The organism is Hymenobacter nivis, assembly GCF_003149515.1.
GTDB lineage: Bacteria > Bacteroidota > Bacteroidia > Cytophagales > Hymenobacteraceae > Hymenobacter > Hymenobacter nivis.
Map to the genome: position 1 here is coordinate 2,097,359 of NZ_CP029145.1, position 20,816 is coordinate 2,118,174.

Consider the following 20,816-nt stretch of genomic DNA (forward strand, 5'->3'; position numbering starts at 1 on the left):
TGCAATCTGAATATCAACCAAAAAGGCCACTCATGAAGTAGCCTTTTTGGTTGCATACAAAGGGCTACTAGAATCCGTTCTTATCCGTTAAATCCACTGAATCTGCGGTTCAAACAGTTATCCACTTAGTCTGCGGTCCAGAAAGCCTGCTCGTGCGAGAAGCTGAAGCCGACCTTGCTGCCGCGGCTTACTTGCTGGTTCTCTAGCTTTTGCTTGACGTTAATTTTTTGAATTTCAGCGAGCGGCGGGGCGATGAGGTCGTTGTTGACGGCGGCAATCATGGCGCTTTCGGTGAACAGGCGCATGGCGTCGGTCGTCATCACGTTGTCCAACATGGCGTTGTTGGGCAGCTCCAGTTGCTGCACACCTTCGAGGAAGTAGTGGTTGTCGATGTTGATGAGCAGACGGCCGACGAGGTAGCCGGGATCGTTCAGGCGCTGGTACCTGATGCTGTCGGCCATAAAGTTGTAGGCCATGATGTGGCCGAAAAAACGCCGCCGGAAGTCGGCTTGGACGTAGGCACTGGGCATGGGGCCGTAGTCGTCGGGAAAGGTGACGATGTTGGAGTGCATAACGAAGACCAGCAAATCGCCCGAAAACCGGATATGGAACTCCATGTTGTTGATGGAGCGGTACTCCAGCACCACGCTCGCGTCGAGGGGCGGGCGCTTGCTGGCCAGCTCCGCTACCAGTTCCTGCGATACAGTGCGCAGGCAGTCAAACGCGGCCAGGGTATTGCGGTAAATAGCCTGTTTGGCCGTGGATTTTTGCTTGAGGCCGTCGAAAATTTGGTCGAGGCGGTCGGCCGGGGCCTCGGTAGGCGAGCCCGCTTCGGCGGTGGGCAGGTTGTCGGTGGCAGTAGCGCCGCTGTGCAGGGCTTCGGCCGGAGAGGCGGGGGTTTCGGCCGGAACGGCGTCAATTTTTAGGGTTTTGGTCCCCCGGGCCTTGGCCGGTCTCTTGGTGGGGGCGGGCGCGGCCACCAAATCGGTGGCGGGCCGGGCTTCGGTGGGCGCGAACAGCTCGGGCGCGGCGGTAGCTTTATTGGACTTAGCCATAGAAATAAGAATAGCGTGCCTTCGACAGCGGTGTAAAATAAGAAGTAATAACTAACAACGGCAAGAATAACGCATTCTTATTTCAATACCAAATAATTTTCACTAAATAATTAACAATAGCGATTGAAGGAGTATTTTTTACGAATACCACCGAAATAATGCAAACGGCCTGCATCATATAAAAATAGATTTCTGCCATCCGTAGCGCGCCCGCGCCCTCCTCCTACCGGCCCGCGCTGGGGCCCCGGCGCGGGCCGGTAGGAGGAGGGCGCGGGCGCGCTACAGAGTTAGCGCAACCCAGAAGTTGGTCTAAATGGCAGCTAGGCGGTAGCGCGAATTTTGTCAGGACTTACGCTCTAGAGCATCCAGTAGCCCCAGCGGGGCGGCCCGTTGATAGTAAGTAATTGGTTAACAGATTTAAAGCTCCCGGCGGGGCGACCCTGGCGTTTGGGTGGTCCCATGGGGGCTTTATCATTCACTGACAGCTGTTTACTACCGACGAATCGCCCCGCTGGGGCTAAGAAAAAAGGCTCTACGTAAGTCCTATTTGTAGTTCGCGTCGCTACCCGGTAGGATTAGGGTACCGGCGCGAGGACGCGAGCTACAGCGTTCGCGCTACAGTTACCAGCGCGAGGACGCGAACTACGAAGTGCGCGCCACTGGAAACTACCTAGAGAGCCGCGCTAGGTAGCCAGGTAGCCGTAATCACGCAGTTCGGCCCGGGGGTCGGGCCCTAATTTTTGCAAGCGGCCTTGGTGCAACAGGTACACCACGTCGCACAGCGGCAGCACTTCGGCGTGGCGGTGGTCGGTGATGAGCAGGCCCTTGCGTTGCTTGGCACGCTGCATTTCGAGGGCCAGCGTTTCGACGTGCACGGGCATGATGCCAGAAAACGGCTCGTCGAACAGGGAAAAGGCCGTGTCGGCGTGCAGCAGGAGCAGCACCTCCAGCAGGCGCACCGTGCCGCCCGATAGCTCGCCGGGGTCCTGCCGGAGCTGCGCCCGCAACTCGGGGAAGCCGGCTGTGGCTTGTTCCGCATCGACCCGCAGCAGGCGAGCCGCTTGACGCAACGACACGCCGGGCGGCAACAGCAGCGTTTGCGGCAGGTAGTTGATGAGCCCGGGCTGCGCGAAGGCGGGCACCACCCGGCGGCCGTTCACGCGAACCGACGCGTCGGGCACGGCCCGGGCCCCAAAAACTGTTTGCAGCAGCACCGATTTCCCACTGCCGTTGCGCCCCAGCAGGCCCACCACCTGGCCGGTTTGCACCCGCAGGTACACGTCGGCCAGCACCTGGCGCGCCCCAAAGGCCAACCGAATGCCGTCGGCCTCCAGCACGTGCGGACCGGCCCCAACCCACCTCATGCGAAGGCGGCCACCAGGGGCCCCGCCACGCCCAGAAACAGGAGGCCGTCGAGCACAACCAGGCCGCCCCACAAAAATCGGCGCGACACGCCCAGGTTGAAGTAAAACCAGTATTGGTCGGGCCGCAGCTGCTCGGATAGGTACCACGCCGCGGGAGCCGTGGCCAGCTTGACGAGTAATAGCTTCAACAGCAAGCCACTGGCCCAACCCTCGTGCAAGGCGGGCCACAGCACAACTAGTAAAATCAGGGCCGAAATACCGACCATGAAGGGCGCCACGCTGGGGTAAAACAACCCTACCGCCCGCAACCGGGTAGCCAATAAATTCATACCGCTAAGGTTTGGATGGCTTGCCAACGCTAGCCAGGCCTGATTATTCTACCCGCCCGGCGCGGGCAAACACCGGAAACACCACGGCCCGCGCGCCGGGGCCCCAGGCTTGCGCAAGTACCTCGGCTACTAGCGCCACGGGGTCAGTACCGTGCTGCTTTTGGTAGTTCTGCACGCTCGACCAAGTGCGCAAATAATCGAGGAACCAGGCCGCTGACCACTGCCGCTGCTCGGCGAAGTCGGCCCGCTGCACGTCGGCAAACGGGAACGGGATGCGGGCGTACTCGTCGTCGACGTGCCGGCGGTTTTCGTCCCAATAGGGCCCCAGCACCTCACGGTAGAAGTGCCACACAAGCGGGTCGATTGCGGGGCTGATGCAGCCCAGGCCGTAGCCCCATTCGGCCAGCACAGCGCCCGGCCGGGCCACGCGGCGCACCTCGCGGTGGTAGGCGGCGTGGTCGAACCAGTGCACCGCCTGGCCCACGGTGATGAGGTCGAACGCGCCATTGGGAAAGGGCGTATGTTCGGCGCGGGCCGTTTGGTAGTGGATGTTGGGCCGCGCCGGGGCCTGGGCCAGCTGGCTGTCGCTGAGGTCGGTAGCATCCACTTCGGCAAAATGCGCGGCCAGTACCACGGCCACCTGGCCGTTGCCAGTGGCGCAATCCCAGGCGCGCTGGCGGCCGGGCACCAGCGGCAATAGCCACTCGTAGAGGGCGGCGGGATAGCCGATGCGGAAGCGGGCGTAGGCCGCGGCCTGGGCGGAGAAGCGGTCGAAGGGCATTTTGGGAGCGGTAAACTATTGGGAATTTAGGGGCCCTGGGCCGCGCCGGGCCCTGAGCTTTGGGCGCAAGCGCCAGCGTGGGCCCCGGGCGTATCTTTACCGTAAATCAAGCGGTTTGCTGGCCGAAAGCACGAGGTCAGCCCAAATTTTTCATTCTAAACAGCTGTCCCGTGACGTTTCACGAATTTAACCTCCACGACGACCTCCTGGCCGGCGTGGACGCCATGAACTACCAGCAGGCCACGCCCGTGCAGGAGCAAGCCATTCCCAAAATACTGGAAGGCAAGGACTTAATTGCCTGCGCCCAGACTGGCACCGGCAAAACCGCCGCCTACCTGCTGCCGCTGCTCGACAAAATTTCGCACGCCAAGCACGGCCACACGTCTACGCTCATTTTAGTGCCCACGCGCGAGCTGGCCACCCAGATTGACGAGCAGGTGACGGGCTTCGGCTACTTCGTTGAGGCCAGCAGCATCGCCATCTACGGGGGCGGCAAAAGCGAGAACTGGGAGCAGCAGAAGCGGGCCCTGACGAGCGGCGCCGACATTATCATCGCCACGCCCGGCCGTCTCATCGCCCACCTGCAAATGGGCTACGTCAAGTTCGAACAAATCAAGTACTTGGTGCTGGACGAGGCCGATAAGATGATGGACATGGGCTTCTCGGACGACATTTTCAACATCGTGCGCCAGCTGCCCAAGCAGCGGCAGACGCTGCTGTTTTCGGCCACCATGCCCACCAAAATCCGCGACTTTTCGCAGCAGATTCTGCAAAACCCGGAGGAAATCCGGCTGGCCGTGAGCAAGCCCGCCGCCGGCATCGACCAGCAGTTTTACCTGGCTTTCGACCGCCAGAAAATCTACGTCCTCGAGCACATCATCAAAACCCAGGACGTGCAGAGCATGGTGCTCTTTACGAGCCAGAAAGCGGCCGTCGGCGGCATCGTGAAGGCCGTTAACAAGCTCGGCATCGAGGCCCGTGGCATCAGCTCCGACTGTACCCAGGAGGAGCGTGAGGAAATCATGCGGGCCTTCAAAAACAAGCAGTTCCCCATCCTGGTGGCTACCGATGTACTCAGCCGCGGCATCGACATCGACAGCCTGAGCCACGTGGTGAACTACGACATTCCGCGCGCCGCCGAGGACTACGTGCACCGCATCGGCCGCACGGCCCGCGCCGCCACCAAGGGCACGGCCATCACCTTCATTTCGGACCAAGACCAAGACCGGGTGGTGAAGATTGAGAAGCTCATCGAGCGCGAAATCCCCAAGCTGGCCATTACGGAGGGGCTGGGCCTGGGCGCCGCCCCGGAGTTTGATCCCAAGCGCTTCGCCGGCCTGGGCGGCAAAATTGGCGGCCGCCCCGCCCGCGGCGGCCACGGTGGTAGCGGTGGCGGCCGGAGCGGCGGTTTCGGCGGAGGCCCACGGGACGGCAGCGGCCCGCGCCGCGAAGGTGGGCGCGACGGCGAGCGGCCGCCCCGCCACGACGCCCCCGACCCCAAAGACCCCAAGCACTTGGAGCGCCTGGCCAACGCCAAAAATGCCCTGGCCGCCCTCGACGCCGGCATCGCCCCCGCCGTGCCTTACCAGCGCCCACCGCGCCCCGAAGGCGAGCCCCGCCCCGAGCGCCGCCCCCGGCCCGAAGGTGAAAACCGCCCCCCGCGCGAGCCCAGGGCCCCACGCCCCGAGGGCGAGCCCCGCGAGCCCCGGGCCGAAGGTGAAGCCCCTGCCAACGGCGAACCCCGCGAGCCCCGCCCCGACGGGGAGCGCCGCCGCAGCCGCGGCGGCCGCAACCGGGGCCCCAAGCCGGAAGGCAACAGCGCAGTAGACACGCCTGCCCCGCCCGCAGCCGAATGAGAATTGGTTTTATTTTTGAAAAGCCCCACTGTAGCGAACAGCTTGTCCTTACCCACACCTCAAACTGGTTGAGCTGACTGACGAGCCGGACCCCTTCGACGAGTAAGCGCAGGGTCATCAGGCCACGCCAGAGGGTTTGCCAGCCGGGCGGCCCGTCGCCTTTGCGGCCCAGGTGGCCACCCAGGCCGGCCAGGGCATAATACAAGTCGCGCACAGTCTGCACCGGCCGTCAGCTACGGTGGGTGAGCACCTGCAGAAAAGTTGCCTCCAGCCCAGCGGCCGTCGCCGCCCTAGACTGGCTCCGGTGACCAAGTAGATAATTATCCTCACGCTCTAGAGCGTGAGGATAATTATCTTTGAGTATAAATTCAAGATTTACGATGCATCGTCATGAAATCACCGACCGCCAATGGGCGGCCATCGCCCCCTTGCTGTCGGGCAAGGCCACCGATTGCGGGGTGACGGCCGAGAATAACCGCTTGTTTTTCAACGGTGTCGTTTAGATCATGCGCACGGGTTGCCCGTGGGCCGACCTGCCCGAACGCTTCGGCAAGTCCAATTCGGTCTACCGGCACTTCCGCCGACTGGCCCAAAAAGGCGTATGGGAACGCGCTTTTCTGGCCCTGCAAGCGTCTAAGCTGGGCTGGGTGATGCTCAATCCGACCGTCGTGCAGGCGCACCAGCACGCGGCGGGCCAAAAGAAAGTGACGCCGAAACCGAGTGCCTTGGGCGCAGCCGCGGCGGCATCGGCACCAAAATCCACGCCTGCACCGAGGCCCTGGGCAACGTCGTACGCTTGATTGCCACCGGCGGACAAGCCGGCGACAGCCCACAGGCGGTGCCCTTGCTGGCGGACTTAACGCCGGGCAAGGTGCTGGCCGACACGGCCTACGACAGCGACGCAACCCGCGCCTATTGCGCCGAAAAGGGCATCGAAGCCGTCATTCCCTCGCACCCTGGCCGCACCGATGCCCTGCCGATGGACGAAGAAACCTACCGCGACCGCAATAAAGTCGAACGCTTTTTTGGCCGACTCAAGCAGTACCGCCGCCAGGTCACGCGCTACGGGAAAACCGTCGTCTCTCTCCTGGCCTTGTAATATATTAAAGAAACAATATACTTTTTTATATGACTATTAAATTTCTTAATTGTCCTCACGCTCTAGGCTGGCCAGCAGCCACACAAAACGGTACTTGGCCGCCGGCCGCGCCAGGGCCCCTAAACGAAATATCGACACGATACGAAAGATGTAGGGAGGATGGCAAACTGGCCTCCTAACACCTAGCGGCGGCGGCCGTGTTCCCCGGGTCGGGCGCAAAAGGGCCCCTGAAGTCCCAAGGCAGCCGCCTGGGCCGCTGAAGAAACGGAAAGCCCCACCAGTAGCTGACTGGTGGGGCTTTTCTTGTGTTACTAGGACTGGCTATTAATGCATGGATTTAATTTAGATTCCCCTTATTTAATTTTCTTCTAATTCGTTCTGCTATTATAATTAATTCTTTAGCTAACTTACTGCTTGGCTCGTCAAAACTTACTTTTTCGAATTCTTCAATCACAGTACTTTCTTCTTTTAAACTAAATAAAATAAGCCATAAGTAAAATAGTGATATACCAGCAGGTAGAAATGGGTATTTTTCTTTTGACCAATCTTTTGCGAATGCTATAATAAGTTTCTCCTCCTTTTCTAGTGCCTCGGTTACTTCACTAATAGTAGTCATGTCTAGCTGTTCAATCCGTTTTAGATAGGTCTGAACATTGCCAGTACTACCACGAGCACCAGCGCCAGTAATAGTAATAATAGCATTATCAATTCGCTCGATAATTGGATTGACTGCAATAAGTGCTTGCAGAGAATCAAGATCAAGAGAAACATCCTCTGGATTATCTCTAATAGCTTCTGGTATCTCTGCCCTATAAGAATCTAGTTCCGTTTTGATACCATCAAATTCTTCATCTGCAAGCTCAAGTAGGCTCGCAATTCGAGCAAATCGCCTTCTTATTTGCTGAGGAACTTCTACTACACTTTTATAACCTAGGTCATGCTCTATTTCTGCCCAAGCATGCTGTAAAATGGAGCGCGTTTGGATTTCAGCTTTGAGACCTTCCAGGGGCCTATATTCGGTTAAAACGCTCCGGGATTGCCCTAATAAAATAACGTGATGAAGTGATAGGGGCGGTGGTCTAAAGTGGGGTGATATTCTATTTTTAGTTATTAGCGCGTTCTAATGGGAACTACTTGAATGGAGTCAGAAAAGCGGAAAATAGTGTGTCAAGAAGCCGAATTAAATGCTGTAATCACCCCGCTTTGGACCACCGCCGTGATAGGTAGCCAAAGCGGTCAGCTGCTAGTGAACGGCGCTTATCAATAGAATTATTATTACCAATGGCGAACTCATCTGCGATTGCTTCAGCAACCTTGTCCACATCTTCTGCAAAATAGGTGATTATTCGTAAGCCTGCTAAGTCTGTTATATCTGTAATTGATTTATAGTTACTATCAATCTTTGTTAGCTTTCCAATTAAACTTTCGCGGTCTTTAGTTCTTCCGGTGATTGAATGAATTGCTATTTTTCGTTCAGATAATATGTCTCCAAGCAATTATTTTAATTTGTTTACTAATATTCTATAGCTATTGACCTTCGTATCATATTCAGCTATTATTTCATTGACTGTGGACTGTTCAATCATGTACTGAATTATTAGATGAAATTATTGCTCTTGTATTTGTTGACTAAAGTAGTAAAAATCTCTGTAAAAATTATTTGAGCAATAGAAAGCCCCACCAGCCACTGATGGGGCTTTCTATTGCTCCAGTTTGGGGGGGGCTATTCGTCCGGCTGGCGCGGGGGCACCTAGCCGCTTCGGATACGGGCCACTACGCTGGCCACAGATTGGTTGTATTCGCCCTCGCTGGCAAACACTTCAGGGGAGGAAGCGGCTTGGTAGGGGCGTATTGGTTGTGGAACTGCCAGACACTAACGGGGCTTTTTCATTAGCGGGCAATCGAGAAAATCACATCGGCTGGGATTTGCAGCCGAGTGTAAAGCCGGCGGGCGAAATCCATGTTCAGTTCCCGTTTGCCTTGCATGAGTTCGGATAACCGGGGTTCGGAAACTTCGAGGATTTCAGCGAGGGCCCGTTGCCGGATGCGCCGCTTGAACATTTCCACTTCGAGGATGCCCCTTAGGGTTACCGGTGGTTCAGGCGCATGGCCCTGGGCCGTTTCGTAGGCTTCTACGGCATCGGCAAGCAAGGCCAGGGCTTTGTTATCCGTTGCGTCCGGGGCTTGCTCCCAGGCTATCATCTGCTCGATAGCGGCCGCGTGCTGTTCGTCGCTTGTAATCTTAAAATCGAAAGAATAGACGGGTTTCGTAGCTACAGCACCCGGCTTCGTGGCCTGCCCGGTGCGGGGTGCCTTTGGTTGGGCGACGGTTTTTTCGGTGGATTTGCTCATTTCGCGTAGGGTATTAACGGGGCCAGCGGGCAGTTGAAATTAATTCTGCGCAGCCTGGGGCTACAGGTTGATAAGTTGCTGCTTCGTCAGCTTGGAGTATTCAGCGTGGGTAAAAATATCTCGGATATAAAGCCGTCCGGTTGCGAAGAAAACCATTGCTATTAGTCGGTAATGATTCCCTTTGATGTTGAAAACGTAGCGGTCATTGCCGACATAATCGGTGGCGGGCATGTCTTCCTTTAGCTCATTCAGGCTGTTCCAATCGGCCAGTTCCACTTTCGCATACCAGGTATTTAATTCTTCTTTTGCCTGGGCGTTTGATTCACCATATTCTCGCACCTTCTTTTTAGCCGTTACTCTCATTCTTAATTAATTGCTGTGACGAGTTAATCTGGTAACCTAATTTATTCTTCGATAATGGCGAAGATACAAAAGAAGTTTCCATATATTATAATTAAATTACTAAAAACGGAATAACGGGCCCTGTATGCAGCAAGAGGGCCCCAAGGCAAGCCCCGCCAGCCACTCCCAGGGCCCCTAAGTTGCTCCAAGTTTCCGCGGGCCACCCACCCGGCCAGCGCAGGGGCCCCGGGCCGCTTGGGCTGGGGCCCCCACGCCCGGCGCCGCTGGGCCCCCACGCTGGGGGCCCTGCTTTTTGCCGCGGGGAGGAGGTTACGGCCAGCCCGTACCTTTGCCCCGTGCAACAGTTAGAACAAGACCTCAAAACCGCGCTGCAAGCCGCTGCCCGGGCCGTTTTCGGCGTCGAAATCCCCCTCGCTAGCCTCGCCTTGCAGCCCACGCGCAAGGAGTTTGCCGGCAGTTTTACCCTCGTCACGTTTCCGCTCACCAAGGCCCTGGGCCAGGGCCCCGAGCCCATCGGCCGCGCCCTGGGCGAGTGGCTGCAAGCCCACGAGCCCCGCGTGAGCGGCTTCAACGTGGTGAAGGGCTTCCTCAACCTCGAAATTGCCGACGCCGATTGGCTGGCGCTCTTTGCCCAGTTGCAAGCGCAGCCGGCCGGGGCCCCGGTCCCCACCGGGGGGCCCCAGAACGTGGTGGTTGAGTACTCGTCGCCCAATACTAATAAGCCCCTGCACTTGGGGCACTTGCGCAACAACTTCCTGGGCTACTCGGTGGCCGAAATCCTGAAAGCCACCGGCGCCACCGTCACCAAAGCCAACCTGGTGAACGACCGCGGCATCCACATCTGCAAGTCGATGATTGCCTACCAGCGCTTCGGCCACGGCGAAACGCCGGCCAGCGCCGGCCTCAAGGGCGACCACTTGACGGGCAAATACTACGTGCTGTTCGAGCGGCACTACCGCGAGGAAATCCGGCAGCTGGAAGCCGAAGGCGTGACCAACGAAGTTGCCAAAAAGCAGGCCCCGCTGATGCTCGAAGCCCAGCAGATGCTGCAAGCCTGGGAAGCCGGCGACGAGGCCGTAATGGCCCTCTGGAACCAGATGAACGGCTGGGTGTACGAGGGCTTCACCGAAACCTACAAAAACATCGGCGTCGATTTCGATAAGTTCTACTATGAGTCGGGCACCTACCTGCTGGGCAAGGAGCGGGTAGAAGAGGGCCTTTCAACAGGCGTGTTCTTCACCAAAGAAAATGGCTCAGTCTGGGTCGATTTGCAAGCCGAGGGCCTGGATGAGAAGCTGTTGCTGCGCGCCGACGGCACCAGCGTCTACATCACCCAGGACCTGGGCACGGCCGAGCTGAAGTACCAGGATTTTGGCTACGACAGCAGCATCTACGTCATCGCCGACGAGCAGAACTACCACATGCAGGTGCTGCAAGCCACGCTCGGCAAGCTGGGCAAGCCCTACGCCGCCGCCATCCACCACCTCAGCTACGGCATGGTGGACCTGCCCTCGGGCAAAATGAAATCGCGCGAGGGCACTGTGGTGGACGCCGACGAGCTGGTGCGCGACGTGGTGGCCGCCGCCAAAGCCGCCACCCTCGAAAAAGGCAAAACCGAAGGCCTGTCCGACGCCGAATTGGAGGAGCTGTACCACCTGCTCGGCCTGGGGGCCCTAAAGTATTACCTGCTGAAGGTGGACCCCAAGAAGCGCATGCTCTTCAACCCCGAAGAATCGGTGGCTCTGGAGGGGCACACGGGGCCCTTCATCCAGTATTCCTACGCCCGCATCGCCGCCATCCGCCGCAAAGCCGCCGAGCTGGGCATCGCCGAAACCGCTGATTTTGCGGCCCTGGGGGCCCTGGCCGCCACCGAGCGCGAGCTGGTGCAGGAGCTGGCCCGCTACCCCGCCGTGGTGGCCGATGCCGCCCGCACCCTGTCGCCCGCCGTAGTGGCCCAGTACGCCTACGACCTCGCCAAAGCCTACAACCGCTTCTACGCCGAAGTATCCATCTTCCAGGAAACCGACGCGCTAAAGCGTAGCCTGCGCGTGGCCCTTTCGGCCCGGGTGGGCGAGCAAATTAAGGTGGCCCTGGGCCTACTGGGCATCCAGGTGCCCGAGCGCATGTAGGCCAGCCCGGGCTGCCGGCTTTTTCGCCGGCTGCCCGGTAATCGCCAGGGCCCCCAGGCGGCCCCAGGGGCCCTGATGCAACGATTCCCAACCGATTCAATGATGTAGGGCCGCCGGCGAAAAGCCGGCAGCCCGCCGCAAACTGCTTCTTACACCGATGAAAAGCGTCGCCGTTTACTGCGGTTCCAGTGCCGGAACCAACCCTGCCTACGTGGCCCAGGCCCAGGCCCTGGGCGCCGCCCTGGTGGCACAAAACCTCACGCTGGTGTACGGCGGCGGGCGCGTGGGCCTGATGGGCACCATCGCCGATGCGGTGCTGACCGCCGGCGGTAAAGTCATCGGCGTGATTCCGGGTTTTCTGGATGATAAGGAGCTGGCCCATAAGGGCTGCACCGAGCTGCACGTGGTGAAAACCATGCACGAGCGCAAGCTGCTGATGGCCGACCGCGCCGACGCCTTCATCGCCATGCCCGGCGGCTACGGTACGCTGGAGGAGCTGTTCGAGGTCCTTACCTGGGGCCAGCTCGGCCTGCACCAGAAGGCCGTGGGCCTGCTGAACGTGGCCGGTTACTACGACCACCTGCTGCTGGCCCTCGACCGCATGCGCGACGACCAGCTGCTGCGGGCCGAAAACCGGGCGCAGTTGTTGCAAGATGCCAGCCCCACCGGCTTGCTCGCGCAGCTGGCCGCCTACTGCCCGCCGCAGGTCGAGAAATGGCTCGACCCCAGCACCACGTAGCGCCGCAAACACAGGGCCTCAAACCTTGCGGCGGCCGCGCCGGTTCAAGCGGCGAGCCCCAATTCAACTCTCTCAACACCAATTTCATGAAAAACTCCCTGTTACGCCTGCTGGGCCTGGGTACGCTGGCCGTGGCCGGCCTCTCGGCCATGAATTTCGCCACCCCGACCCAACCCAAAATGGAAATTACCGCCACCGCTACCGTGTACGATTTCACCGTCAAAACCATCGACGGCAAAGAAGTGAAGCTAAGCAAGTACAAAGGCAAGAAAATCCTCATCGTGAACACTGCCTCCAAGTGCGGCTTCACCCCGCAGTACAAGGAGCTGGAGGAGCTGTCGAAGAAGTACGGCAAGGACGTGACCGTGCTCGGCTTCCCGTCCAACAGCTTCAACCAGGAGCTGTCGTCTGATTCGGAAGTAGCCTCGTTCTGCGAGAAGAATTTCGGCGTGACGTTCCCCCTGTTCCAGACCGTAGCCGTGAAGGGCACTGACGCCACCCCGCTCTACAAGTTCCTGGCCGACAAGACCAAGAACGGCGCGGTGAGCGACGCTCCGAGCTGGAATTTCTGCAAGTACCTGGTCGATGCCCAGGGCCACGTCGTGAAATTCTACCCTTCGAGAGTAACGCCCCTGAGCCCCGAGCTAGTGGCTGACATCACGGCTAAGTAATTTTTGCCGTTGGCAAGATGTTGAAGAACGTCATGCTGAGCTTGCCGAAGCATCTCTCCCGCAGTAGTAATTAGTTACTCAGCGGGAGAGATGCTTCGATAAGCTCAGCATGACGTTCTTTTGTTTATCACTTCTAGTATCCTCGTTCAAACATATGTCCCCCTGGATTTCCGCGTTCCGCCCGCGCACCTTGCCCCTGGCCCTGGCCAGCATCCTCACCGGCGGCTTTCTGGCGAAGGCGGCCGGCCAGTTTAACGGCCCCGTGGTAGCCCTGGCGGCCCTCACCACCGTGCTCTTGCAAATCCTCAGTAACCTAGCCAACGACTACGGCGACTCGCAAAACGGGGCCGACAGCGTGCATCGCGAGGGCCCCCAGCGCGCCGTGCAGAGCGGCGCCATTACCCCCGCCCAAATGAAGCGCGGCATGTACATCTGCGGGGCCCTGGCGCTGGCCAGCGGCCTGCTGCTGCTGTGGGTGGCCTTCGGGCGAATACTGGGCGCGGCGGGCCTGGGCCTGTTTATGGGCTTCCTGGCGCTGGGCCTGGCCGCCATTTGGGCAGCGGTGAACTATACCGCGGGGGCCCGGCCCTACGGCTACGCCGGCCTGGGCGACATTTCGGTGTTCCTCTTCTTTGGCGTCGTAGGCGTGTGCGGCACCTACTTTCTGCAAGCCGGGGCCCTGCCGCTAGCCGTACTACTGCCCGCCGCCGCGCTGGGCTGCTTCGCCACGGCGGTGCTGAACGTCAACAACATCCGCGATATCAAGTCCGACGTGCTGGCCGGCAAAATTACGATTCCCGTGCGGCTAGGGCCCCGGCACGCCCGGCGCTACCACTGGCTGCTGGTGCTATTCGGGCTGGGCTGCGCCACGGTGTTCGTGGCCCTCACCTACCACTCACCCTGGCAGTGGCTGTTTGTGCTGGCCGCGCCGCTGCTACTCTTCAACGCCGTCCAGGTGTGGCAGCGCCAGGAATCCCTACAAATTGACCCGCTGCTAAAGCAAATGGCCCTGAGCACGCTCGTGTTCACGGTGCTATTTGGAATAGGCCAGGTAGTGTAAGGTAATCGGGTAGAATAACTTATATTCGTCAAAAAATCACATTATTTCAATTTTCACTCTTCGTCATGGCTTTTATTTAACGCAACTCGAAATCTTTTACGCTGCTTTTATTTTGGTATTTATTACTAAATATGTATTCCCAAAATTTGATATAAACAAAAGAAAATTTAGGAATTTATTACTAAAATTATTTAAAATTTCTCCGCTAATTATGTTATGTTGCGAAATTATCTACTTAATATTACAACCATTATTTCACTCATTTTTTTTAGTTATTATCATTTTCGTTTTAGATTATCTTGCAGATAAGAGAGTGTTAGGGAATCGCGGTAGGGAAAAAGAAAACGAGCCAGTAAGTTGCGGGCGGAGTTCCTAGGCTCCCGCCCGCCCTATGGTCGACTCGCATCAACCCCTCACTGACTCGCAATGGCAAGTTATCGCTCCGTCGTTGCCTACGCAACGAAAACGTCGTCATTGTTTACGCCAAGTAATTGATGCCGTGCGCTATGTCTGCCGCACGGGCTGCCAGTGGCGTTGCTTGCCCAGCAGCTTTCCCCCGTGGTCGGCCGTGTACTACTACTTCCGTCGCTGGCCGCTCACCGGCCGGTGGCAGGCCCTGACGGATGCTGTCAACCAAGCGGACCGGCTGGCCGCCAACCGACCCGCTACGCCCTCGCTCGTCTGCCTCGATAGCCAAAGCGTGCGCCTCGCCTCGCGCATCTTTGAGCACCGGGGCGTCGACGGGGGCAAGCACGTCAATGGCCGTAAACGTCCGATTTTGACCGACGTACAAGGCCGCATTCTGGCTTGCCGGGTCCATGCGGCCAACGGGCACGACGGGGTAGAAGCCATTGCCCTGCTGCCGGCCCGACCCAATCGGGGCCAGCGCCTGGTCACGGTGGTGACGGACAGGGGCTATCGCGGGCGCTTTGCCCGACACCTGGCCCGCCTCGGGCTCACGCACCAAATTGGCAGCCGCCCGCCCAGTGCCCGCGGCTTCGTACCCGTGGCGAAGCGTTGGGTCGTGGAGCGCGCCTTTGCCTGGCTCACCAGCTTCCGGCGGCTGGCCATCGACGACGAATACACCCCGCGCTCCCACGAAACCTGGCTACTGGTGGCCAACATGACCAGGTGTCTCAATCGTTTAGCTCCCGCTTAATTTCCTAACACCCTCTTAGAAGCTGTTTAAGTTAGTCGCGTTCAAAAAAGGCTACTGGTGTACCAATGAGATACTTCCGCAGTAAACGTTGCGGGTAACGGGCGAACTTTCTGCTAAGCAAGGGCCAGCAGTTGGGTTGAAAGGCAGGCAAAAAAAGCCTTTTATTTGAAAATTAGTTAGTTAATTCAAAAAGGCTAACTTAAACAGCTTCTTAGAGCGGTTTCCAAGTCAGCGTACAGGGCGGGCTGCCGGCTTTTTCCGGCTGTCCGCTCGCCTCTCGCGCCGGTAGTTCTACCGACGAGCGGACAGCCGGTGAAAAGCCGGCAGCCCGCACCCAACAAGCTGTACACTGACTTAGAAACCGCTCTGGTAAAAGCGGGGGCCGTAACTTCGGGTGTTATCAGGCCATTTCTTTATGCGTTTAGAATATCCGTGGTTTTTGCTGGGATTAGGATCGGTAGTAATACCCATTCTGATTCATTTGTTGCAATTGCGTCGGCCGCAACGGATATTATTTACTAATATTGGGTTCATCAGAAAGGCAGATTTAACTACAACGAGGCAGCGTAAGTTGCAACACTTGTTACTACTGCTCAGTAGAATATCATTTTTAGTATTTCTAGTAGTTGCTTTTTGCCAGCCATTTATTCCAGCCGAAAAGCACGAAGTTGGGGGAGCGACTGGTATAGTTGATGTATCAATTGATGCCTCACCCAGTATGCGTAGGAGTGCGAGTGGGGGAGAAGCGTTGTTTAATATGGCCATTAAGCAAGCGGGTGGCTTGAGTAAAGTATATCCTACTTCGCAGTTTCGATTGATAAATAGCGGAACCGTGGCTGTGTCGCAAACCTTATACAAGGTTAAGCTAGCTGCCTTACAGCCAAATAGTAAGTTAGCTTTTGTAAGGGATAAGATTAAAGGGTTAGAAAATATAGACGGAAGCAGTGACCCGTTGTACCTATTTTCCGATTTTAAAAAGTCCAGCTTCAAACCTGCTTTTTTTAAAGGGTTTGGTTCGACGCGACCGGTGGTGTTAGTGCCTGAGGAAGGGGCTAAGACCGGTAATATCTTTGTGGATAGTATCTGGTTTGAAGAAGCATTTTCACGCGAACGGACCAACTTAGGGCTGCACATTCGGTTGAAAAATGGGGGCAGCGAAGCGGTATCTGATTGCCCGGTAAAAGTATTTCTGGGTCCCCAGCAGGTAGCGGCATTTCGCGTTATGGTGAATAGTGGGCAAGCTGTGGTATTAGTGGTGCAGGTGCAACTGCCTAACCAGGACTTGGTGCGGGGGCGGGTGCTAGTGGAAGATGCTCCAGTGGTGTTTGACAATACTTACTACTTCACCGCACAAGCTGCGAAGAATATTCGCGTGCTGGAGGTGGGAGTGGTACCGATTACCCAAAGCGTGTACCAGAATGAGCCGCTGTTTGACTATACTTTTACCCGGCCGGAAAGTATTAATTACGATGTCCTGCGCAAGGCCAATTTGGTATTAATTCAGGCAATACCGGCCGTAGGCGATGAGCTGCGGGATGCTCTGCGCGCAGTGGTGGCGCGGGGTGGGAGCATAGGAATTGTGCCAGCAGGACCAGCATCCAGCCGCCCGTCGTACCAGCAATTGTTTCGGGACTTGGGCTTGGGCACGGTAGAGTGGGAATCGCCGGGGACGCCGCCGGAATTGCGAGGGGTGGCTGTGCCTAGTGCCCAAGAGCCGTTTTTCCGGGGTGTGCTGGGAGCCCCCACGCGTGCTGTGGCTATGCCCCGGGCGGCGCCGGTGTTGCGCTGGGCCCGCACGGGTGCGGATATTCTGCGGCTACGCGATGGCGAAAGTTACCTGTCTGAATTTAAGAGTGGAACTGGCACGGTGTACGTCTTTTCGGCGCCGTTGGCAGCTGCGTATTCTGACTTTACCGGGCACGCGCTTTTTGTGCCGGTGCTATATAAAATGGCCATGCGCAGCTCCCGCGATGAGCAGCAACTGGCGTACCGTTTGACGCAGGCGGCCATCAACTTAACGGTACCAGCTGTGGCTGTGGGCGTCGATCAAACGCCTTTTCGCTTGGTGCGCGACAGTGCTACGTGGCTGCCGGTGCAACGGACGCAGGGCAACGCGCTGCGGCTGGAAGTGCCGGCTAGCCTGGAGGCCCCTGGGTTTTACCAAGTGCAACGGGCGGGGCAAGTGGTGGCCACGGTGGCGTTCAACCTGAACGCAAAGGAATCGGAGCTAGCTGCTTACTCGGCCGAACAACTGCGGGCGATGGTGGGCCCCAACCAGCGCAATATTCGGGTGCTTGATGGGGGCGCGGACGAAGCCGTAGTGGCCCAGTTGCAGGCCAAGCGCGGCGGGCAGCCGCTGTGGCGGTACTTCCTCGGCTTGGCGCTGGTGTGCTTGCTGGCCGAAGCGCTGCTTATTCGGTTTGGGAAGCCGAAAATTGGGGCCCCGCGAACGGCGGTAGCGGCGTAGCCCACCGCAGCGGCGGCAAAGAACAGGCCGTGGCCGTATCTTGCCACCCTACTTTTGGTGCATTGCATGACTGATATCCTTACCGGCCCGGCGGCGCTGGCCACCGATGCTTGGAAGCCCGTGCGGCGGTTAGCCCTGCGGTTCGGCGGCGGCGTGGGCTTGGTGTGCGGCCTCTGGATTGTGGGCCTGCACCTAGCCGGCAACAACGCCTTTGGCCCCAAGCAGTTGCTGGCCGAGTTGCTGGTGCCATTTGCCGTGGTGGCGGCCCAGTGGACGCTGCGGCGGCAGCTGCGGCCGGTCAGGTCGGGGCTGGGACGGGCCCTGGGCGTGGGGGCCCTTACGACGGTGGTGGCAGCGGTACTCTGCGCGGGTAGCGTGTGGGGCCTGGGGCAAGTGGCGGGCGAACCGGCCCTGGCCCGGCACCGCGCCGAAATTGCCGAAATCATGCAAACGCAATTGCAGGACGCAACCAAAAAAAGCGTGCTGCTGCAACTCACGCCCAAGCAGCGCGCCGTTATTGCGGGCATCACGGTGAACGACCTGGCGCTGGCTAATTTTCAAACGGTGCTGCTGCTGGGCTTGGTGTTCAGCTTACCCGGAGGTATTTTCTTTCGCGACTAATCTTTCTTTCTACTCATGGAAACGACTACTACTACCCCAATAACAACTACCGCCGCTGGCTTGCGCTACGGCTTGCTCACGGGCCTGGTGAGTATCATTTTTACGTTCGTCCTATTTGCCATTGGCCAAGAGGGTAACAGTGGGCTGGCATCGATAGCATTCGCCATTTTGATTATTGGAATTGTACTGGCACACAAGGCCTTTAAGGCGACCAATGAAGGGTATATGTCCTACGGCCAGGGGCTGGGCATTGGGGTGCTGGCAGGCGGAATAAATGGCTTCCTATCGACGGTGTTTAGTTACGTTTACCGCACTTTCATCGATCCTGACATGGTTGCGCGCATGATGGATCAAATGCGGACCAAGCTCGAAGCGGCGGGGAGTATGAGCGAAGCGCAAATTGAACAGATGGTTAATGCCAGTACGAAGTACACGACGGGAGCGATTGGGCTGGCGATAGGCATCGTCAGTGGTTTTTTCATGGGCCTGGTGTTTTCGCTGGTCATTGCCGCCATTACCAAAAACGCCAGACCTGAATTTGAATAAGTCCCTTGCGCCTTTTCCGGTGGAGCTGTCCATCGTTATTCCACTGCTGAACGAGGCCGAATCGTTGCCGGAGCTCACGCGCTGGATTGCGCGGGTGCTGACGGCGCAGGGCCTGAGCTATGAAGTGTTGCTGATTGACGACGGCTCGACGGACGATTCGTGGGCGGTGATTGAAGAGCTGGCGGCCCGCGACGCTGCCCTGCGCGGCATCCGCTTCAACCGTAATTACGGCAAGTCGGCGGCCCTGAACGTGGGCTTCCAGGCGGTTCGGGGGCGGGTGGTGTGCACAATGGACGCCGATTTGCAGGACTCGCCGGAGGAGCTGCCCGAGCTGTACCGCATGATAACGGAGGACAAGTTTGACCTGGTGAGCGGCTGGAAGCAGAAGCGCTACGACCCGCTGTCGAAAACTATTCCCACCAAGCTCTTCAACGGGGCCACGCGCTGGATTTCGGGCATTCCACTGCACGATTTCAACTGCGGCCTCAAGGCCTACGACCAGCGGGTGGTGAAAAGCATTGAGGTGTACGGCGAAATGCACCGCTACATTCCCGTCATCGCCAAGTGGAATGGCTTCCGCAAGATTGGCGAGAAGGTGGTACAGCATCAGGAACGTAAGTACGGCGTGACTAAATTTGGTCTGGAGCGCTTCGTCTACGGCTTTTTGGACCTGGCCAGCATCACGTTTGTGAGCCGGTTTCGGCGGCGGCCGATGCACTTTTTTGGCACGCTGGGGGCCCTGTCGTTTTTCCTCGGCATGATGATGACGCTGTGGCTGACGGGTGAAAAAGTGTACCTGTCGCTGCACAACCTGCACGCCCGCAACGTGACCGATCAGCCACTGTTCTTCCTATCGCTCACGGCCGTTATCATCGGCGTGATGCTGTTTCTGTCGGGTTTTCTGGCTGAGATGGTGCAGCTCAACGGCTCGCAGCGCAACGATTACTTGGTGCGCGATACCATCAGGTAGGCTAGTTAACAGTGGGCAGTTATCGGTCATCAGTTGATTGTCTTGTCCGCTGGAAAACCTATTCATTGATAACTGCTCACTGACAACTGTTAACTGATTCTAAATGAAGGTGGTCATCATCGGGCCGGCTTACCCGCTGCGCGGTGGGCTGGCCACCTACAACGAGCGGCTGGCCCGGGCGTTTCGCGCGGCGGGCGACGAGGCGCGGATCGTCACGTTCTCACTGCAATACCCGGATTTCCTGTTTCCCGGCCAAACGCAGTTCAGCACCGAGCCGGGGCCCTCGGATTTGGACATTGAGGTGAACTTGAATTCGGTGAACCCGTTGTCGTGGTGGGCGGTGGGACGGCGGCTGCGTCGCGAGCGGCCCGATTTGGTGGTTTTTCGGTTCTGGCTGCCGTTTATGGGGCCCGCGTTGGGCACAGTGGCGCGGCTGGCGCGCGGCAACGGCCACACCCGCGTGGTGGCCATCACCGACAACGTGATTCCGCACGAGAAAAGGCCCGGCGATGGGCCCCTGACGCGCTACTTCCTCAGCGCCTGCGACGGCTTCGTGACTATGAGCCGCAGCGTGTTGAGCGATTTGCAGGGGCTGGGCTTCGGCCGCAAACCGGCGCAGTACCGGCCGCACCCGCTCTACGATAACTTTGGGGCCCCCAAGCCCAAGGCCGCAGCGCTGACCGCGCTGGGGCTGCCGGCCGATGCGGGATACCTATTGTTTTTTGGGTTTATCCGGGCTTATAAGGGGCTCGATGTGCTGCTCGAAGCCTGGGCCGATCCGCGCCTGGGGGCCCTGCCGGTGAAGCTGATTATTGCCGGCGAGTTCTACGAAGACGCCGCACCTTACGAGGCGCTGATTAAAAAATACGACCTGGAAAGCCGCATTGTGCGCGCCACCGATTTTATTCCCAACGAGCAAGTGGCCAACTACTTCTGCGCGGCCGATATGGTGGTGCAGCCTTACAAGCACGCCACACAAAGCGGCGTCTCGCAGGTAGCCTACCACTTCGGCCGGCCCATGCTCGTGACCGATGTAGGCGGCCTGGCCGAGCTGATCCCGGACGGCGTGGTGGGCTACGTGGTGCCGCCTACCCCCAGGGCCCTGGCCGATGCGCTGGTAGATTTTTACGCGAAAAGCCGGGAAGAAGTCTTCGCCGCCGGCGTGCGCCAGGAAGCGAAGAAGTTTTCGTGGGAGGTGATGGTGGGGGCCCTAAAAGAGGTGGCCGGGTTGTAGCGTAGACTCTGTGAGTCCGCG

Annotated in this window: 21 protein-coding genes and 2 pseudogenes; 14 read left to right on the forward strand and 9 right to left on the reverse strand. The window is 58.4% G+C overall.

Annotated elements, in window-relative coordinates; translation table 11 throughout:
- Positions 1 to 125: 125 nt before the first annotated feature.
- From DDQ68_RS09215 to DDQ68_RS09230, 4 genes are all read right to left on the reverse strand, one after another.
- The gene (locus DDQ68_RS09215; protein ID WP_245897391.1) at positions 126 to 1,055 is read right to left on the reverse strand and encodes a hypothetical protein; all 930 of its coding nucleotides are present in this window, start codon (positions 1,053 to 1,055) and stop codon (positions 126 to 128) included.
- 683 nt (positions 1,056 to 1,738) lie between these two features.
- Positions 1,739 to 2,419: an ATP-binding cassette domain-containing protein gene (locus DDQ68_RS09220; RefSeq protein WP_109656037.1), complete on the reverse strand. Its 681-nt coding sequence runs from the start codon at positions 2,417 to 2,419 to the stop codon at positions 1,739 to 1,741.
- Positions 2,416 to 2,748 (reverse strand): hypothetical protein, encoded by a 333-nt coding sequence (locus DDQ68_RS09225; RefSeq protein ID WP_162549981.1) that lies wholly within the window; start codon positions 2,746 to 2,748, stop codon positions 2,416 to 2,418. The genes DDQ68_RS09220 and DDQ68_RS09225 overlap by 4 nt, the downstream gene beginning before the upstream one ends.
- Before the next feature lie 43 nt (positions 2,749 to 2,791).
- Positions 2,792 to 3,529: a class I SAM-dependent methyltransferase gene (locus tag DDQ68_RS09230; RefSeq protein WP_109656039.1), complete on the reverse strand. Its 738-nt coding sequence runs from the start codon at positions 3,527 to 3,529 to the stop codon at positions 2,792 to 2,794.
- A gap of 170 nt (positions 3,530 to 3,699) precedes the next feature.
- Here DDQ68_RS09230 and DDQ68_RS09235 point away from each other — a divergent pair, with 170 nt between their 5' ends.
- Positions 3,700 to 5,385: a DEAD/DEAH box helicase gene (locus DDQ68_RS09235; RefSeq protein WP_109656040.1), complete on the forward strand. Its 1,686-nt coding sequence runs from the start codon at positions 3,700 to 3,702 to the stop codon at positions 5,383 to 5,385.
- Positions 5,386 to 5,518: 133 nt separating this feature from the next.
- Here DDQ68_RS09235 and DDQ68_RS24705 read toward each other — a convergent pair.
- Positions 5,519 to 5,608 (reverse strand): annotated as a pseudogene (locus DDQ68_RS24705) (hypothetical protein); the annotation flags it as partial.
- A gap of 157 nt (positions 5,609 to 5,765) precedes the next feature.
- On the opposite strand from DDQ68_RS24705, the gene DDQ68_RS24710 reads away from it, so the two are divergent.
- The 3 genes and pseudogenes from DDQ68_RS24710 to DDQ68_RS09250 all read left to right on the forward strand — a co-directional run bounded on the left by DDQ68_RS24710 (position 5,766) and on the right by DDQ68_RS09250 (position 6,484).
- Positions 5,766 to 5,888 (forward strand): transposase, encoded by a 123-nt coding sequence (locus DDQ68_RS24710; RefSeq protein ID WP_162549982.1) that lies wholly within the window; start codon positions 5,766 to 5,768, stop codon positions 5,886 to 5,888.
- Positions 5,889 to 5,891: 3 nt separating this feature from the next.
- Positions 5,892 to 5,948: pseudogene (locus DDQ68_RS24715) on the forward strand (hypothetical protein); the annotation flags it as partial.
- Positions 5,949 to 6,028: 80 nt separating this feature from the next.
- The gene (locus DDQ68_RS09250) at positions 6,029 to 6,484 is read left to right on the forward strand and encodes an IS5 family transposase (RefSeq protein ID WP_109656042.1); all 456 of its coding nucleotides are present in this window, start codon (positions 6,029 to 6,031) and stop codon (positions 6,482 to 6,484) included.
- Positions 6,485 to 6,821: 337 nt separating this feature from the next.
- Here the strand turns inward: DDQ68_RS09250 and DDQ68_RS23825 are convergent, their stop codons facing one another.
- The 4 genes from DDQ68_RS23825 to DDQ68_RS09270 all read right to left on the reverse strand — a co-directional run bounded on the left by DDQ68_RS23825 (position 6,822) and on the right by DDQ68_RS09270 (position 9,199).
- A complete protein-coding gene (locus tag DDQ68_RS23825) occupies positions 6,822 to 7,100 on the reverse strand; it encodes a hypothetical protein (RefSeq protein ID WP_245897392.1) in 279 nt (92 codons plus the stop codon).
- Positions 7,101 to 7,677: 577 nt separating this feature from the next.
- Positions 7,678 to 7,980, reverse strand: a complete 303-nt coding sequence (locus DDQ68_RS09260) for a RelA/SpoT domain-containing protein (RefSeq protein WP_109656043.1) — start codon at positions 7,978 to 7,980, stop codon at positions 7,678 to 7,680.
- A 394-nt stretch (positions 7,981 to 8,374) separates the two neighbouring features.
- Positions 8,375 to 8,836: a hypothetical protein gene (locus tag DDQ68_RS09265; protein WP_109656044.1), complete on the reverse strand. Its 462-nt coding sequence runs from the start codon at positions 8,834 to 8,836 to the stop codon at positions 8,375 to 8,377.
- Positions 8,837 to 8,896: 60 nt separating this feature from the next.
- Positions 8,897 to 9,199, reverse strand: coding sequence for a type II toxin-antitoxin system HigB family toxin (locus DDQ68_RS09270; RefSeq protein ID WP_109656045.1), 303 nt, complete (start codon positions 9,197 to 9,199; stop codon positions 8,897 to 8,899).
- A 335-nt stretch (positions 9,200 to 9,534) separates the two neighbouring features.
- Between DDQ68_RS09270 and argS the strand changes: the two genes are divergently transcribed.
- The 10 genes from argS to DDQ68_RS09320 all read left to right on the forward strand — a co-directional run bounded on the left by argS (position 9,535) and on the right by DDQ68_RS09320 (position 20,795).
- Complete coding sequence (gene argS, locus DDQ68_RS09275; RefSeq protein WP_109656046.1) at positions 9,535 to 11,328, forward strand: arginine--tRNA ligase; 1,794 nt, start codon at positions 9,535 to 9,537, stop codon at positions 11,326 to 11,328.
- Between the two features lie 157 nt (positions 11,329 to 11,485).
- On the forward strand, positions 11,486 to 12,067 hold the full coding sequence (locus tag DDQ68_RS09280) for an LOG family protein (protein WP_109656047.1): 582 nt from the start codon (positions 11,486 to 11,488) through the stop codon (positions 12,065 to 12,067).
- An 86-nt stretch (positions 12,068 to 12,153) separates the two neighbouring features.
- On the forward strand, positions 12,154 to 12,738 hold the full coding sequence (locus DDQ68_RS09285) for a glutathione peroxidase (RefSeq protein ID WP_109656048.1): 585 nt from the start codon (positions 12,154 to 12,156) through the stop codon (positions 12,736 to 12,738).
- Between the two features lie 154 nt (positions 12,739 to 12,892).
- Positions 12,893 to 13,798, forward strand: a complete 906-nt coding sequence (locus DDQ68_RS09290) for a 1,4-dihydroxy-2-naphthoate polyprenyltransferase (RefSeq protein ID WP_109656049.1) — start codon at positions 12,893 to 12,895, stop codon at positions 13,796 to 13,798.
- Between the two features lie 391 nt (positions 13,799 to 14,189).
- Entirely contained in the window at positions 14,190 to 14,957 is a 768-nt protein-coding gene (locus DDQ68_RS09295) for an IS5 family transposase (protein WP_109656050.1), read from the forward strand.
- 415 nt (positions 14,958 to 15,372) lie between these two features.
- Positions 15,373 to 17,424: a BatA domain-containing protein gene (locus DDQ68_RS09300; RefSeq protein WP_109656051.1), complete on the forward strand. Its 2,052-nt coding sequence runs from the start codon at positions 15,373 to 15,375 to the stop codon at positions 17,422 to 17,424.
- A 66-nt stretch (positions 17,425 to 17,490) separates the two neighbouring features.
- Entirely contained in the window at positions 17,491 to 18,045 is a 555-nt protein-coding gene (locus DDQ68_RS09305) for a DUF4199 domain-containing protein (RefSeq protein ID WP_109656052.1), read from the forward strand.
- 15 nt (positions 18,046 to 18,060) lie between these two features.
- A complete protein-coding gene (locus DDQ68_RS09310) occupies positions 18,061 to 18,591 on the forward strand; it encodes a DUF4199 domain-containing protein (RefSeq protein WP_109656053.1) in 531 nt (176 codons plus the stop codon).
- A complete protein-coding gene (locus DDQ68_RS09315) occupies positions 18,584 to 19,561 on the forward strand; it encodes a glycosyltransferase family 2 protein (RefSeq protein ID WP_109656054.1) in 978 nt (325 codons plus the stop codon). The genes DDQ68_RS09310 and DDQ68_RS09315 overlap by 8 nt, the downstream gene beginning before the upstream one ends.
- 103 nt (positions 19,562 to 19,664) lie before the next feature.
- Positions 19,665 to 20,795 (forward strand): glycosyltransferase, encoded by a 1,131-nt coding sequence (locus DDQ68_RS09320; protein WP_109656055.1) that lies wholly within the window; start codon positions 19,665 to 19,667, stop codon positions 20,793 to 20,795.
- Positions 20,796 to 20,816: the final 21 nt, after the last annotated feature.